The organism is Bradyrhizobium sp., assembly GCF_049586575.1.
GTDB lineage: Bacteria > Pseudomonadota > Alphaproteobacteria > Rhizobiales > Xanthobacteraceae > Bradyrhizobium.
Genome location: NZ_JBAVCF010000701.1, coordinates 1 through 13,590, shown reverse-complemented (window position 1 = coordinate 13,590; position 13,590 = coordinate 1). Strand labels below are relative to the sequence as shown.

Below are 13,590 nucleotides of genomic sequence, written 5' to 3'. Positions count from 1 at the left end.
CTGTTAACGGCGACCGCGTGCTCCTCACGGTTAACGGCCCTGACCCGCTGCTGGCGAGCACACCCCGAAAGCCCTCGAAGCCAGGGCAATCAGGAATGTGAGAAGCTTGCGCATTGCAGCCTCGTTGGTACGGGAAATAATCTTTTCCATCAGAAGCGTCCGTTGCAAATTGTGGCCTTAGTGAATCTTTGAGCTCCCAGAAGCCTCGCTCATCAGTACAATCCCCCGATGCCGTTGGGATCGCCGACCGCGCTTAATGCGGCCCCACCGCTAAAGAAAAGCCGAACGACTATTTCGCCGAGAGCGATAAGACCAAGCGTGACGCGACAGATCATCTGACGCGCCTTGCGCGGATGATGTTCCCCGTAGCGCTTCATTATCTGCTTCTCGGTCTCGAAGGGATGCTCAAGCCGAACTTCGCCGCCCTTGCTTTCTCGTCCATGGTGCTGCCCTCTCGGTCATGGGCGCGGGACCGAAGCCCCGCGCGCGCTGTCTAGCAAGTCGGGTCGCCACTTGCCCAACGAAAGATTATTTTGCTGAGACCGGAACCGGTGATCGGGTTGCTGACCTTTGTGGTGACGCGCGACCCTGAGCCTGCTTTTTCAATTCTCGCCAAAAGAAAGTAGTTTGTCTTGACGCCCAAGCTGGACGTCACCAAACGAAAATCGGCAAAGCCACTTTCCCTGTGAATTTCGCCCTGGGATTCGATCGAGCCCGCGAGTCGGTTACCTGCGTTTCCACCGTCATGTCCGCGAGGATAGCATCGCTCGCCGGTGGTGCTCAGGCGTTGGTAAACCACCTCGTAGTTATCTGGGAAATTCTGGCTCTCGGCGTTTGGTTCGGATTCCAAGGACTGTGTTGAAAGAGCACATCCGGCCAACAGCGCAGAAGATACAATTACAATTGTCGCGGCCAGCACCGCCTTAATTTCCATCCCTCACCCCCCGTTGGTCGCAATCGACGCGGTGAGCGCTCGAGTAACACACTCAGTGGGTGCAGGAAAGCTACGCGAAAATAGAAAAGCCGCCGCTGGTTGAGATCAGCGACGGCTCCTACGCATTACTCTCGCGGGGGGTAGGTTACCGCGATTGGCGCGGACGTTGACAGGGACCGATTAAGATTTGGTGCCCCTACCGCTTCAGCCTTCTGGCATGTGATGCCAGCCGCTGCCGGTTACGCTTTCTCCTTGCGCACGCGCTGAGGTTGCGGGATTGCGCTTTGGGAAAGAGGGGGCGGATATGGGCAGCGCGTTGGCTGCGTTATTTGCCACGATCCAAACGTTGACCCACAGTTGTATAGATCATTTGCGGACCTCGATTGGGTCTGTTGGCGAGATTTGGACAGACACGCCAACTGCAGTTCAAACAATTCTCGTTGCAGGTGTAGGCACCATTATCGGTGCCTGGGTATCCAGTCGATCTCAAGCCAAGCGGCGGGTCTTGGACGAAATAAGAGCAATCATCGCTGCTCGCGCTCTCGGCTTTTCCGTCACGAACAGGGCAATAGGCCTCAAACGGCAGCATATTCGGCCGATGGCACAGCGCTTTTTCATAGCCACGATGCACGGTAGCTCCGAGCCATTCCGCTCCCAACCCCTGGCGGCTTTCCCTGACCGCAAATCAGCTGTTGACATTCTGCAGCCGCGCTTGGGTTACGAGGCGCCGAAAGAACACGGCCGATACCGCCCCAGCGATTGCTCTGGATACGGCCCGATCAGAACGCCGGACCGATATTCTGTTTTGCGGGCAATTTTTCGCCTGTCATCGCTTCAATCTCATGCAGTTACCGCCTGATCGTTGTTGTTTGTCCCACCACCAATCGCAATATTTGGCGCCTTGTCTCCTGCAGTTCGCCATGAATTCTTCTCGCGTGCAGGGCTTTGGCTCGGTTCGAGGTCTTTTGTGGCTGTGCCGCCGAAACGCTGGCCGAGAGTTCGAACGATACGTCGACGCATCGTAGTATCAGGTTCAAAACCCTATCGGCGGACTAGGCTCTTGATCCCGGGATCACCAGGAGCGCGGACGAAGAAATCGACCAGGATTGTGAACTCGTTCACATGCGGGACCGAGAAAAATTGCTAAACCTCTTTCGCTCCCGCATAGCGTATCGAGAGTGAGAGTAGTGGGCTATGAACGATAAAGTTGCTCGTTTACGCACGCATGAGCGCAACATCGAGCGCTACGAGACTCTTCTTAAATCCAAATTGAGCGAGGTCGAGTTGAGATTCCTCGAGCAACGGCTGTCTGAAGAGCGGCTTGCCATCGCGGTGCTGCAATTCATGAGTCCTGGCAACTCGTCAAAAGAAAGCGCGGGGCCGAACCCCCCGCGCCATACGTGATCCACGTCAGGGTCACTGATCGATGCCGGGTTTAGTCTCCCGGCCTGTTTGAACCTTCAGTCCCACCATGATGACCCAACCCTGGGGGCGAGTTGAGACCCAGCCAAGAGGGAAACCATCATGAAAACCCATTACACCGTCGCATTTGCAATGCTCGCCGGGTTCGGCCTTGGCACGGTCGCGGTCCAGGGACTTCATGCTCAAGCCAAAGCGCCTGTTTACTCGGTCGCTGAAATCGATATCGCGGATCAGGCCGCGTATTCGACCTATGTCCCGAAAGCTCAGGCTGCGATCAAGGCCGCTGGGGGGAAGATACTTGCCGCCGGAGGCAAGATCACAACGGTAGAAGGTGAGCCGCCGAAATCGCGCGTAGTCATTCAACAGTGGGATAGTCTCGAAAAATTCCAGGCGTATCGCGATTCAACGGCTTTCAAGGATCTCCTACCCCTCCGTGCGAAAGTGGCGAAATTTCGCAGCTTCGTCGTCGAGGGTGTGCCGCAATAACTCCAGTCTCTTTCTCGTCTTCGTGTGCGCAGGGACGGAAGACGCGCGCTATTTGAGCTCGATTGTGAACCTGCTCACATTTGCTCGGCGCCCAGCTTGCTAGATACAGGGGCGCCGGGGATTTAAGGCGCCGCCGGGACACGGTATTTCGAGCCCGACGGCGTAATTTTTGGGTCGCGTCGTGCGCTCCTCGGGGCTGTTTAAGCACCGGCAGTGTGCCACAACGGCCACAGTCTCTTATGAAATAACGTTCAAGTTCAAAAGTGGGCTGAGTGAAACCATATTCGGAAGATACGAAATAATCCGGAAACAGAAAGACAGCTAAGGTTCGGAGATTGGTGCCCAGAGTGATTGTTAGAGGATCGTTCCATGTTTGTCATCGTGATGATTGCGTTAGCCAGTGCCTGCATTTTCTTTGCGCATGCAGTTGAATCTTACCTGACTCAATAAAAATCAGGGGCCCGCGGTCTCCTAATTTTTGGCTTCAAAATTCACCCGAAGATAGACGCCGCGTTTCTTTCGGTCGAAGTCGCGCTCGTCCTCTTCCTTGGTCGAAATAGACCTCGGTCATGGCGCCAAGGTAGGCCAGCGTGCCGCCGGCAAGAGCGATGACTGCGGCCATTAACAGCTGCCAATCCTTTAGTGCAACAGCCCGAGGCTAGATTTCGTTGGCATACCGCTCCAGCTTCACGCGACGTCGTTTTTCCGTGAGCCCGATGAGCAGGAAATGATCCGCCGACAGACCGGAAGCTACGCCACTGGCTGGCCCTTCGAACCTGGTGTTCCGACCGCGCCTCAGCAGGCGTAGTGCGTGACAGACTGGGTGTGGCCGGATTCCAACACTGACGGAAAATCGGCTCGTTCCATATTCGGAACACACTTGTGCCTATTGGCCTTCCCATGGCCCCGAGAAACTGCCGGCGAAAGAAAACCGGAGTTGCTTATGAGCGTCATCATCCCCCTGGAGCTTCAAAGAAGGTGCGAACAGCGCTGGGCGGCCAAATTCCTTCAACCGGCACCTGCAGCGCCTCAACGTCAGCCGGATACGAAAGATCAGGAACGGCTTCTTCCTAGCCCGCCGGAGTAAGCCTGCCGCACTCAAGTCTCATGCCCGTCCAGAGATGACTGAGCCAAGGCGCGGGACCGAAGCCCCGCCCCTGCTCTATCGCTTTAGCCTTGCGGGCTTTGTAGCGGGCTCCAACCTTGCGCGGGTGCCGTAGTTAGGGGAGCTCCTCCGATCGACACGGGTCCCACCGGTTTTAGCGGCCGAGCTATCCTTTTGCGCGCCAATCCGGACAGCCGGTTACGAGCGTGTCCTTTTGGAATGGAGGAAGTTATCTCCGGCGCTATCGCGCTTTGCAGCAAGTCGACCTTCGCGATCAGCGTCGAAAGCTGAGCGGATATCTTCTTCACATCCGACTTTTCGTCCGTGATGCTCAGTCTCAGGGCATCAAGCGTCGCTGTATCCTTCTGAAGTAGAGCCGTGTGTTGTTGCAAGGAAGATCCGCTGTCCTGCAGCGCTGCGGCGTGTTGCTGCTGGGCTGATTGAATATCCTTCAAGGCAGCGACAACCGGATCGGGTATTGACGCTGAGGCTCTCTGATGCGGCAGCAATTCCGCGACGTAGCCGCTGAAATTCGGCACGGCAAAATCAGAGGGCGACCGTGTATAGACGGCCGCGGTAGCATTTAAGCCCAAAGCGAACACCGAAAGCGCCAAAATCGGCTTTCGGCTGGATTTCTTGCTCGGTACTGCGGAGTCGAGCTGATTGTCGTTCGTCTCGGTTTGAATATTTGCTTCCGATGTTTTGGTCACTGGCATAGACCCCAAATAAGATAGAGCCGCCGCTGGATCGTCCATGCGACGGCTCCTTACGCGTGCCCACTAAAACTAAGGTAGAGTATCGGCTAATCAGATTAATTCCCGGTTAGCGCCTCAGCCTGCGGGCACGCGTTGCCCTTCCAGGTACGATCGGAGCCGGCGCGTCATCATAGTTTCCGGGCCAGCGTCGCTTGGCGTGGAAGCTCACGATCCTTCTGGTCGCGCGGGGATGGAGCACGCCGCAATCGCGAAGCACTACCCGCGAATGATGCCGCCGCTTGGGTGCAGACCGCTTTTATACGGGTCCGCGCAAGGGTACTACGACGCGCCGCGTCGCCAGACTGACCACGATGAGCACGGCGAAATTCACCGCGAGCGCGATGATGCCGATGTTGAGATCCTGGACCCCCGGCGGCAACCATTGCAGCGTATGAAGGTTTGCGCCGGTCAGGCTGACAACCGCGACCGTGGCGACACCGGCGATGATGCCCGCCGCGGCGCCCTCGCGCGTGGCGAAGTTGCGGTGCGCGAGGCTCAGCACCAGGGACGGAAACAGCTGGGTTACCAGGCTATAGCCCATGAGCAAAAGGGCCACGATGGTCTCCCCGCCTTTCAGGGTGAAGAACACCGCAACCAGGGCCACCAGCGGCACGAGGAATTTGGCGAGCCGAGATACCTGCCGGTCGTCGGCCGACGGATTAACGGCGCGGTAGAGGTTGTTGGCGATCAGGGTCGCGGCTGTGAGCAGGATCATCGAGCCGGGCACCAGCGCGGTGAACACGCCGGTCGCGCCTATCACGCCGACGAACCAGGGATCGAATGTCTTCGCTGAAAGCTTGAACAGCGCGAGGTCGATGTTCGAACCGGTGAGACCAGGAACCTGCAGCGTTGCTGCGAAGCCGACGAAGAACACGAACAGGAGGATCAGCTGATAGATCGGCAGCACGATCGCGTTCTTGCGGATCACCTTGGCCCCTTTGGCGGTGTAAATCGAGGCGAAGGTGTGCGGCCACATGTAGAAGCCAAGCGCGGTGAGCAGCACGGTCGAGGAGAACCACCACAGGCTCTGGCCCTGCGGCGGCAGCACGGTAAATCCCGGCTTGGCCTGCTCGATAGCCTCAAACATCGGCCCCAGCCCGCCGTAATAATGATAGGGCAGATAAATGCCGAGGAAGATCACGATGCCAAGGATCAAGGTGTCCTTGGCGACCGAGTTCCAGGCCGAGCCGTGGACACCCGACACGATCACGTAGACGGCGACGACCACGGCGCCGGTCCAGATCGCAACCGTCGAGGAGATCGCGCCGTAGCCAGCGATTTCGACGATGATGCCGAGTCCCTTGAACTGGAGCACGAGGTAGGGAATCAGCGCCACGATGTCGACCAGCGCGACGAGGACCCCGAGCGCCGGACTGTCGTACTTGCGGACGAAAAAGTCCGACTGGGAGTACAGCCGGTGATCCCTGGCATAGCGCCAGATCGGTGGCAGCATGAAATAGGAGAGCACGTAGGCGAGCGTGCCGTAGCAGAGAATGTAATAAGCCGGCGCGCCCTTGCCGTAGGCGAAGCCGCTGCCGCCGAGGAAGGTGAAGGTGGTGTAGATTTCTCCGGCGAGCAGTACGAACACGAAGATGGCGCCGAAACCGCGGCCGCCCACCGTCCACTGCTCGAGGTTCATGTCCTTGCCGCGGCGGGCGAGAAAACCGAGGGCGAGTGCCAGCAGCGCGGCGGCGGCGATGAAGGGCAACGCGCTGTTCACAGATCGTCCTCCCGGTTGGCCGGATCGGCCGCATAGATTACCGCCATGATGACGCTGGTGAGCAGGATCCAGGCCACGATCCAGGCGAGCAGGAACGGCATGTCGAGGACAAACGGCGTAGCCCGGTTGACGAAGAACGGGCCAACGATCAGGGCGAGAAACGGGACAACGGCGAGCCAGCGGATGCTGCGCATGACGAGGACCTTGAAACCAACGGATAGGGAACGGGGTGCAACGTCAGGGAGGGCCATCTAACGTCTGGCGTTGCAAGTTGTTCGCTATTTGCAGGCAGAACTTACGTTTCAGGGCGCAAAAATCAAGTCAGACAGAAGTCCGCCACGGGCCTCTCCACGTGAACTCTGGTCACCGGGTCCTCGGTTCGATCCCTGGCGTGCGCCAAGCCGGGCGCGGCCACGGCTCGGGCGCCCCATGAAACCATTTTCCAAGGTCGACGAAACAAGCCTGAAATAGAGATGCGCTCAAATGGATCAGGTCAAAAACGGGGTTCGATCATGTGGGACATCATCAATTTTTTCTACCGTCGGTCTTGCAGGAGATTCCTTTTGAACGTGGTGCTGCACGGTCACCGCTGGGTCTGAGGAGTTGCAAATGGCTGCTATCGCAAGAGCTCTGTCGTACGCATTTTCGATAGCAGCGTTGATACCGAGATACTGAAGACCGTCGCGATGTTTTGCGGGGCCGGCCTGACCACCTCTTTGCTGCTTCCGTCCTATGGCCTGGATTTGAGCGCGGGCTTTTTCTGAGCCGTCAGGGTTTGGCAGCGCCTGCACCAGAGGATTTGCCCTTGGTCGCCTGGCGGTCGCGGGCGGCGCCGAGTTCCTTTTTCAGCTTCAGCTGTTGTTCCGTCGTCATCGCGGGTTTCTCGGGACGCGGCGGCACGTCGCCGACAGACGGGTAATCGGCTTTCGGGCGCGCCGATGCTTGGGCCCGCGCGTCGGAAGTCGCGCAAGCGACAAAACACAAGATGCACAGCGCTGCCGTTGTCGGTACCGTGAGCCTTCGATCCAGCGACATCCATGATCCCATGGACGCGACGGAATGCCCGCTTGGTGTCCTCATTGTGGCATTCCGGCGCGGCTGGACCAGGTCCAAGCCACTCAGCCGATCATCGAGTGCTGGAGAGAGCCGGTCGTGATCCTGGCAGGCCGGCTCGTTCTCTCATGCAATAAGGATTCTGATTCCCCACCATACGACGACGAGTGCGATAATGATGGTGGTCGCGGTCAAGGCGTTTTCCAAGGCAGATGAAGCCATAGCGCTGCTCTCATTTGCCTACCCCGGCGAAATTCTATGTGATTCCGTCGTCGCCCCGCAACACCGTGAACGCGGAAGTCAACAGCTTGCGCACAGCCGCCACGCGTAGCGCAGCAACCTATCGCCGGTGAAACACCAGCGTACGCAGCTCGATGCTCTCCCGCGGCGGGGCATCCGCTGGCGTTGTCGGATCGACGAAAGCGGTATGCGGGGCAAACCGGGCACGGCCGTCGGTCGCCGAGTCGTAGCATTTCAAAAGCAGGGCTTGGTCCGCCGTCATCTCCGGGAAATAAAACCAGCGATGATCCGGATTGAATTTCACCGAATAGGTCTCGCCCCGACGGTTTGGGTAAATCAAGTCGGAGGCGACGAGATCGTCCGTCGCAACGCTGGCGGCATCGCAAAGCGCCAGCGGCGTATCGCGCAACGGCCCGCGGATCGGACGCCACAGGTTGATCACCTGCACGCGGCCTTTCAGGAGTTCATCTGCTTCCGCAGGCAAATGCTCGCGCACGCGATTAGCGCCGGATGCGTCGGTCTGATCGACATGGATTCGCGTCGCCGGCTGACGCGGACCCGCGCCGCGGATGTCGGCTGCGCCTTCAACCCGACGGCGTACCGTGTGATCAAAGATGACAACCCGGTCGGCGCGTAGCGTCGCCCTGATGAAGGATTCCGCCGCCGGGTAGTAGACTTTCCGTATCTCTTCATCGTTGTAGAAGTCGCGTACCGCCGTTGGATGCCGGACGAGCGCAAAACCCTCGCGGTCGAGCGAAAAGCTGTCCGAGATCGAACGGCCGTCGAATACCGGCACCTCATGCGGTTCGGGCAACGCGGTTGATTTCGGCTCCCCGGGCGGCGGATCGAACGCATAGGTACGCGGTTTTCCGTCGGTTGGCGCGAGGTAGTTAAGCTCTGCAACGACGAAGGGCAGCGATTCGATCTTTCTTTCGATCAGGCTCATGCGTGTCTCCCGCGCGATTTTGCATCTGCCGAAAAAGGTGGCCCGCTGCCGGCGATGCCACAAGCGCGCCGTTAAAATAGCAATGCAACACCTCTTGCCCTACGCGCCGGGAGAAAATCTTTTTGCGCAAGGCGCGCCTTCAAACAGGCTTTTCCGCGGGGATAGCCATGTCGCACACAAAACGTCCCGGGACTGGATGATCCCGATGACCTTTGGCCCCTGGAATCGAACGTAGCTGCCTGACAGGGCCCGGCGCGCGGCGGCATGCCGCATATCCTCGCGATCATGTGAATCGCAAACGGAAGGGAATGAAACCCTTATCCGAGGTGTATAATTGAGTTAGAGAAACCGCGAGAGGACATCTCCCATGAAAAAGACAATTCTCTTGGCCACGATGACGGCGATGCTAGCCGCGGGATCGGCGATGGCGAGGCCCGCAGGCCCCATCTCTTACAGTTCGAGCATCTACTGTGCGACCCGGGAAGCCGGTAACCCCTACAGCAGATATTGCGATTATATCGCCTGGAGCGGCTGGCGCCGCCGCGGCGGTTGGGACGCTTCGCTGGACAATGCTTGCCTGACGAACCCGCATTTCGTGCCATACGGCTGCAGCGCGCGATTCTAAACTACCGGGCTTTTTTGCGGGGTAGTCCATCTGGCGCATGGCGCTCCGGCCGGCGGCCGGTTATCTAGCCTTGCATGCAACCCAACTATGTGGCCCTTGCGATCGTCGTTGCCTACATGGCCGGCCTTGGACTGCTGACAAGCATTGTCCAGCGGTCCGTCGCATCTGCGGCGACCTTCACCTCGGGCACGACCGGCTCGGGCGTACCTGCCATCTTCGTCGGCTTGATGCTGATGTCCGAATTCATCGGCACATCGGCGAGCGTTGGGACAGCGCAGGAAGCCTATGTTTTCGGAATTTCGGCAGCGTGGAATATTATCGCGCTCGGCGCCGGCTTCTTGTTCTACGCCTATCTCCTCGCCGGGAAATACAAGGAATCCGGACACAATACGATCTCGGCCGTGTTTGCCGAGGTCTACGGACCATCCACCAAGATCGCCACGTCGCTGGTGATGATCTTTGCACTTCAGATCGTGGCGGTGGCCCTTTACGCCGGCGGCGGGGCGATCCTGAGCGTACTGCTCGCCGTTAACCGGACGTTAGCGACGATCATTTGCGGCATCGTCGCGGTACTCTATGTCTTCGTAGGCGGCATGAGGACGGTGGTTTACACCAACGTCATTCATTCGCTGATGAAGTATGCCGGTATCGCCGTCGCGCTTTATTTCGGGCTCTCCAGGGTTGGCGGCCTCGGACAATTGCAGGCCCGCCTGCCGGCTCAGATGTTTTCCTGGACGAATGTCGGCTTCGGTCAGATCTTTGCATGGTTCATCGCCGGCATCGGCGCCACCTTTTCTACCCAATACGTCATTCAAGCGATCAATACGGTTGAAACCCGGCAGAAGGCGCAAGTCGCAAGTCTCAGCGCGGCGTTCTTGCTGGTCCCGTTCGGGATTGCGACCGCACTGATCGGAATGTGCGCGCTCGTCCTCTTTCCAGGCATCAAGTCCATCAACGCCTTTTCCGCTCTCATCGCCGACATGAACGGGTTGATGGCAGGCGTCGTTGCCGCAGGACTGGCGGCGTCGCTGTTCGGCACGATCGCCGCCATCAGCGTTTCGACCGCCACGCTGCTCTACAAGGACTTCTATGTCAGGTTCGTGAAGGCGGAAAACGACGAGGGTCGCGCGCTGAGCTTCGTGCGCGTGACAACGGTAATCGTCGGCCTGCTTCCAATTGTGCTTGCGATCTACACGCCGAATGTTTTGCAGATCACCTTCCTGGCAAAAGCGATTCGTGCGTCGCTGTCGGTGCTGGTGTTGCTGGTTTTCTACGCGCCATGGTTCGGTACCAAGAGCGCCGCGTTGATCAGCATTGTCGGTTCGATGGTGGCCACCATCGCCTGGTTTCTGATGGGCAATCCGTTCGGCATCGACAACGCCTACGTGGCGCTGGTGTTTCCGCTCGTCGTGATGGCTGCGAGTTCGATGGTGACGTGGATGCGCATCGGCACGGCGTTACCAGCCAAGTCCGGGCGAGAGTTACGATAGGTCATTTCTGGCGGGCCAACGCATTTTGTCCGTAGTTCTCCTGCTAAGAACAAAGTTCCTAAGCAGAACTGGGGCGGTATCACGACAGCCTGACGAAGTAGCCGAGCGCTATCGCTCTCTGGGGTAGGTGAAAAGGGCGGCGCCCGGCTACTCGGCCGCGCGGCGGTGCGGCCTTTTTATAACATCATCAATGGTTTAAAATTTCGTCTTCATTCGATGCGGCAAGAGTCGAATTCAGCCCATTTCGGGCTTTGATTGCAAGAAAACTGCCCAGAACCGGTTGGGTCCTGGGCAGCACTCGACGCAGCAGCAGGTGTAGTCAGATCTTGATACGGAAACCGGTCATGAACGTGGCCGTGTTGACGCTGGTGTTGGTTCCGGCGAAGCCGAACTTGGCGCCGGGCGTACCCGGGTAGCCGGAAGCCAGGCCGTTGGTTACCTGGGCCCACATAGCACCGGCATAGACGTCGAGGTGCTTGTTCAAGGCGTAGTCGGTCAGGAACGAGACCTCATCGTAAGCGCCGGAGCAGTCCGTCTTGCTCGCCCCGCCAGCGATACATGCGGCGCCGTCGGCGACGTAGGAGTTCTGGTTGACGTGGTAATACGCGCCCGTGAAGCTCAGGCCCCACGCCAGCTCGTACTTCGCACCGGCCCAGAAGAATTGCAGGACTTTGTCGGTCGTGAAAGCATTGTTGTCAGGCAAGACCGCAGTCGACGTCAGCGTATAGCCGCCGGCAGCGCCGCCGAAGAGGACCGGTTCGTTTGGGTTAGACTGGCTCAGATTGGTGTAGCCAGCAAAGAGGGTGAACTTGTCATGCTGGGGCTCAGCCTTGGCAGCCTTGGTGTAGAAAGGCGCGGGCGCGGCCCATCCCGATCCGAGGTTCCACGTATACTTGGCCATCACGGACCAGGCGGTATTGTCGGAGATGTTGGCCGCCAGCGTTGTGGCGCCGACCGGATCGTTCACCGCCGACTGCAGGTTCACCGCGCCATGCTCCTTGGTATAGATGGCGTCGATCGAAAAGCCCTGGTAGACGGCGCCGACGTCGAAGCCATACGAGTTTCCAAAGAAGCCGGTGTTCGAACCGCCGCTGGAGTACATCGCGCCGGCGTGGACAATACCGAAGTCATAGACATACTTGGCCGAGTTGTCCCAGCGCGCCGCTTGCGTGCTACCCATACCACCGTCCGTACCGGAGTAGCCGAGCAGCGAGAACGCGTAGGAGAGTTCCATCGGATCGTACTTGGCGATGTTGTCGAGTTCGAACGAGTTCTGACGACCGATCGTCAGAGTGCCGTACTGCTTGTTGCTGATACCGCCCCAGAGCTGGCCGTTGAAAGCCTGGCCGCAGCGGCCGCTGTCCGCGTTCGAGTTTTGCAGGTTATAGGTGATGCCAGCATTCTGAAGGAAGGAAACGCAACCGTTGGAAAGCGTGCCTTGCAACGGATCGATGCCGGTGTCGGCGCGCGCGATGGCCGCCCACCCGAGACCGAGCGGCTCCTCGACCTTCACGCCGAGGAAGGATTGTTGGAGGCCACTATGGGCGATCGTCGAAATCGCCTGCCCGGTGTAGTTCCTGGTGGTTGTGAACGGTGAGAACTCAAGGCCGGACACGACGCTGCCGAGCGGGCGGCCGTTGGTCTGGTAGGCGTAGCCGAGGTCGAGCGCGCCGATGGGCGTGATGCCGTACCAGGTCAGGTTGTCAGGGATTGGATCCGGTACCTTCGGCGGGACCCAGTCAGCCGCCTGTGCGTTGACCGCAAAACCCGTCATGACAAGCGCAAGTGCAAGCGCTTTTTTCATTTTGAAAACCCCCAAAAAGATCGGCTGCCGTGTTTGACCAGTGATCTGGCCGTTTTTCGCTATGTCCATTCAAATACAGCGAGCGATATATCCACGGGAACATAACGGAGGCCAGATCGCCCACAAGTGCAACTGGGCAACAGTGGCCGACCAAAACGATTTGCTTCTGCTATGGCAGCATCGGCTACGCCAAACGCGGGGCCCCACAGGGCTGCAAGGGCGGTCGACAAGCCCCGAAAAGGCGGGCAATCCAGCGAGCGAATTTGCCCGCGAAAACGTTGGGAAGCGAAGGGCCGGCCGTTCGGCTCAGTCCTTTCGGCCGGCGCCGATGTCAGCCCGCAAAGCTTCAAGCTCCTTGCGCGCCGCACTCTCGGCTGAGCGCTCGATCTTCCGGTAACGCGCCACTAGCGACAGGCCGAACGGCGTGAGCATGGCCCCGCCGCCGTTCTTGCCGCCGGTCTGCCGGTCGACCGCAGCCTGCCGGCAGATGCGGTTGATTTCGTCGACCAGGTCCCATGCCCGCTTGTAGGACATGTTCATGGCTCGCCCGGCCGCCGAGATCGAGCCGCAGCTATTGATATTCTCAAGCAGCAGGATTTTGCCCGGACCAATCCGCCCCTTTGCGTCCAGATCAATCCGGACGCTTAGAGATGGCGAAGATGTCGACGATGATTTGCGCATCATGGCCCGGTGGTTGCCGCGATATCGTGCGAACTTCGGAATCAGAGTTCTAGTCTGATCGCGCGGGAGCGATGCCGCCGCCCGCGCGACCCGCAAACCTCAATAGCAACTGCGCGGATCGACCTGAACGTATTGCCCGGACGGGTACTTATAATAGCAATCGCCCTGCGCCAGATAATAGCCGGGACGCGCGGCCGCCTGAGCACCCGCGATCGCGCCAATGGTGCCTCCCGTTATGGCGCCGACGGCAGCACCGACCGGCCGGCCGCTGATCAGGCCGCCCAGAAGGCCCCCGACAATCGCACCTCCGACGGCGCTCGCAGCGGGAT

General features: G+C 59.1%; 12 protein-coding genes and 1 pseudogene. 3 read left to right on the top strand and 10 right to left on the bottom strand.

The features are described from left to right. Positions 1–212: 212 nt before the first annotated feature. On the bottom strand, positions 213–377 hold the full coding sequence (locus WB528_RS25610) for a hypothetical protein (RefSeq protein ID WP_423891967.1): 165 nt from the start codon (positions 375–377) through the stop codon (positions 213–215). Positions 378–493: 116 nt separating this feature from the next. Beyond that, on the bottom strand, positions 494–934 hold the full coding sequence (locus WB528_RS25605) for a hypothetical protein (protein WP_423891965.1): 441 nt from the start codon (positions 932–934) through the stop codon (positions 494–496). Between the two features lie 1,194 nt (positions 935–2,128). Here WB528_RS25605 and WB528_RS25600 point away from each other — a divergent pair. Beyond that, positions 2,129–2,338 carry a hypothetical protein gene (locus WB528_RS25600; RefSeq protein ID WP_423891963.1) on the top strand — a complete coding sequence of 70 codons (210 nt, stop codon included), beginning with the start codon at positions 2,129–2,131 and terminating at the stop codon, positions 2,336–2,338. Positions 2,339–2,488: 150 nt separating this feature from the next. Beyond that, positions 2,489–2,842 carry a DUF1330 domain-containing protein gene (locus WB528_RS25595; RefSeq protein ID WP_423891961.1) on the top strand — a complete coding sequence of 118 codons (354 nt, stop codon included), beginning with the start codon at positions 2,489–2,491 and terminating at the stop codon, positions 2,840–2,842. Positions 2,843–4,012: 1,170 nt separating this feature from the next. Here WB528_RS25595 and WB528_RS25590 read toward each other — a convergent pair. From WB528_RS25590 to WB528_RS25570, 5 genes are all read right to left on the bottom strand, one after another. Continuing rightward, the gene (locus WB528_RS25590) at positions 4,013–4,702 is read right to left on the bottom strand and encodes a hypothetical protein (protein ID WP_423891959.1); all 690 of its coding nucleotides are present in this window, start codon (positions 4,700–4,702) and stop codon (positions 4,013–4,015) included. 256 nt (positions 4,703–4,958) lie between these two features. After that, positions 4,959–6,422 (bottom strand): sodium:solute symporter family protein, encoded by a 1,464-nt coding sequence (locus WB528_RS25585; protein WP_423891957.1) that lies wholly within the window; start codon positions 6,420–6,422, stop codon positions 4,959–4,961. After that, complete coding sequence (locus tag WB528_RS25580; protein ID WP_423891955.1) at positions 6,419–6,616, bottom strand: DUF3311 domain-containing protein; 198 nt, start codon at positions 6,614–6,616, stop codon at positions 6,419–6,421. The genes WB528_RS25585 and WB528_RS25580 overlap by 4 nt, the downstream gene beginning before the upstream one ends. Positions 6,617–7,190: 574 nt before the next feature. Then, complete coding sequence (locus tag WB528_RS25575; protein WP_423891952.1) at positions 7,191–7,502, bottom strand: hypothetical protein; 312 nt, start codon at positions 7,500–7,502, stop codon at positions 7,191–7,193. 313 nt (positions 7,503–7,815) lie between these two features. Then, positions 7,816–8,661, bottom strand: a complete 846-nt coding sequence (locus tag WB528_RS25570; RefSeq protein ID WP_423891950.1) for a CmcJ/NvfI family oxidoreductase — start codon at positions 8,659–8,661, stop codon at positions 7,816–7,818. A gap of 699 nt (positions 8,662–9,360) precedes the next feature. On the opposite strand from WB528_RS25570, the gene WB528_RS25565 reads away from it, so the two are divergent. Continuing rightward, entirely contained in the window at positions 9,361–10,776 is a 1,416-nt protein-coding gene (locus WB528_RS25565) for a sodium:solute symporter family protein (protein ID WP_423891948.1), read from the top strand. Between the two features lie 319 nt (positions 10,777–11,095). Here WB528_RS25565 and WB528_RS25560 read toward each other — a convergent pair whose 3' ends face one another. From WB528_RS25560 to WB528_RS25550, 3 genes and pseudogenes are all read right to left on the bottom strand, one after another. Continuing rightward, on the bottom strand, positions 11,096–12,649 hold the full coding sequence (locus WB528_RS25560; RefSeq protein ID WP_423891946.1) for a porin: 1,554 nt from the start codon (positions 12,647–12,649) through the stop codon (positions 11,096–11,098). 237 nt (positions 12,650–12,886) lie between these two features. Then, complete coding sequence (locus WB528_RS25555; protein WP_423891969.1) at positions 12,887–13,261, bottom strand: winged helix-turn-helix domain-containing protein; 375 nt, start codon at positions 13,259–13,261, stop codon at positions 12,887–12,889. A 99-nt stretch (positions 13,262–13,360) separates the two neighbouring features. Further along, positions 13,361–13,590, bottom strand: a pseudogene (locus tag WB528_RS25550) (hypothetical protein); the annotation flags it as partial.

Excerpts from the sequence above, each read along its gene's own strand:
- WB528_RS25605 (WP_423891965.1), bottom strand. The coding sequence starts at position 934 with ATGGAAATTAAGGCGGTGCTGGCCGCGACAATTGTAATTGTATCTTCT.
- WB528_RS25580 (WP_423891955.1), bottom strand. The coding sequence starts at position 6,616 with ATGCGCAGCATCCGCTGGCTCGCCGTTGTCCCGTTTCTCGCCCTGATC.
- WB528_RS25590 (WP_423891959.1), bottom strand. The coding sequence starts at position 4,702 with ATGGACGATCCAGCGGCGGCTCTATCTTATTTGGGGTCTATGCCAGTG.
- WB528_RS25610 (WP_423891967.1), bottom strand. The coding sequence starts at position 377 with ATGAAGCGCTACGGGGAACATCATCCGCGCAAGGCGCGTCAGATGATC.
- WB528_RS25595 (WP_423891961.1), top strand. The coding sequence starts at position 2,489 with ATGCTCGCCGGGTTCGGCCTTGGCACGGTCGCGGTCCAGGGACTTCAT.
- WB528_RS25600 (WP_423891963.1), top strand. The coding sequence starts at position 2,129 with ATGAACGATAAAGTTGCTCGTTTACGCACGCATGAGCGCAACATCGAG.
- WB528_RS25565 (WP_423891948.1), top strand. The coding sequence starts at position 9,361 with ATGCAACCCAACTATGTGGCCCTTGCGATCGTCGTTGCCTACATGGCC.
- WB528_RS25560 (WP_423891946.1), bottom strand. The coding sequence starts at position 12,649 with ATGGACATAGCGAAAAACGGCCAGATCACTGGTCAAACACGGCAGCCG.
- WB528_RS25555 (WP_423891969.1), bottom strand. The coding sequence starts at position 13,261 with ATGCGCAAATCATCGTCGACATCTTCGCCATCTCTAAGCGTCCGGATT.
- WB528_RS25575 (WP_423891952.1), bottom strand. The coding sequence starts at position 7,502 with ATGAGGACACCAAGCGGGCATTCCGTCGCGTCCATGGGATCATGGATG.
- WB528_RS25570 (WP_423891950.1), bottom strand. The coding sequence starts at position 8,661 with ATGAGCCTGATCGAAAGAAAGATCGAATCGCTGCCCTTCGTCGTTGCA.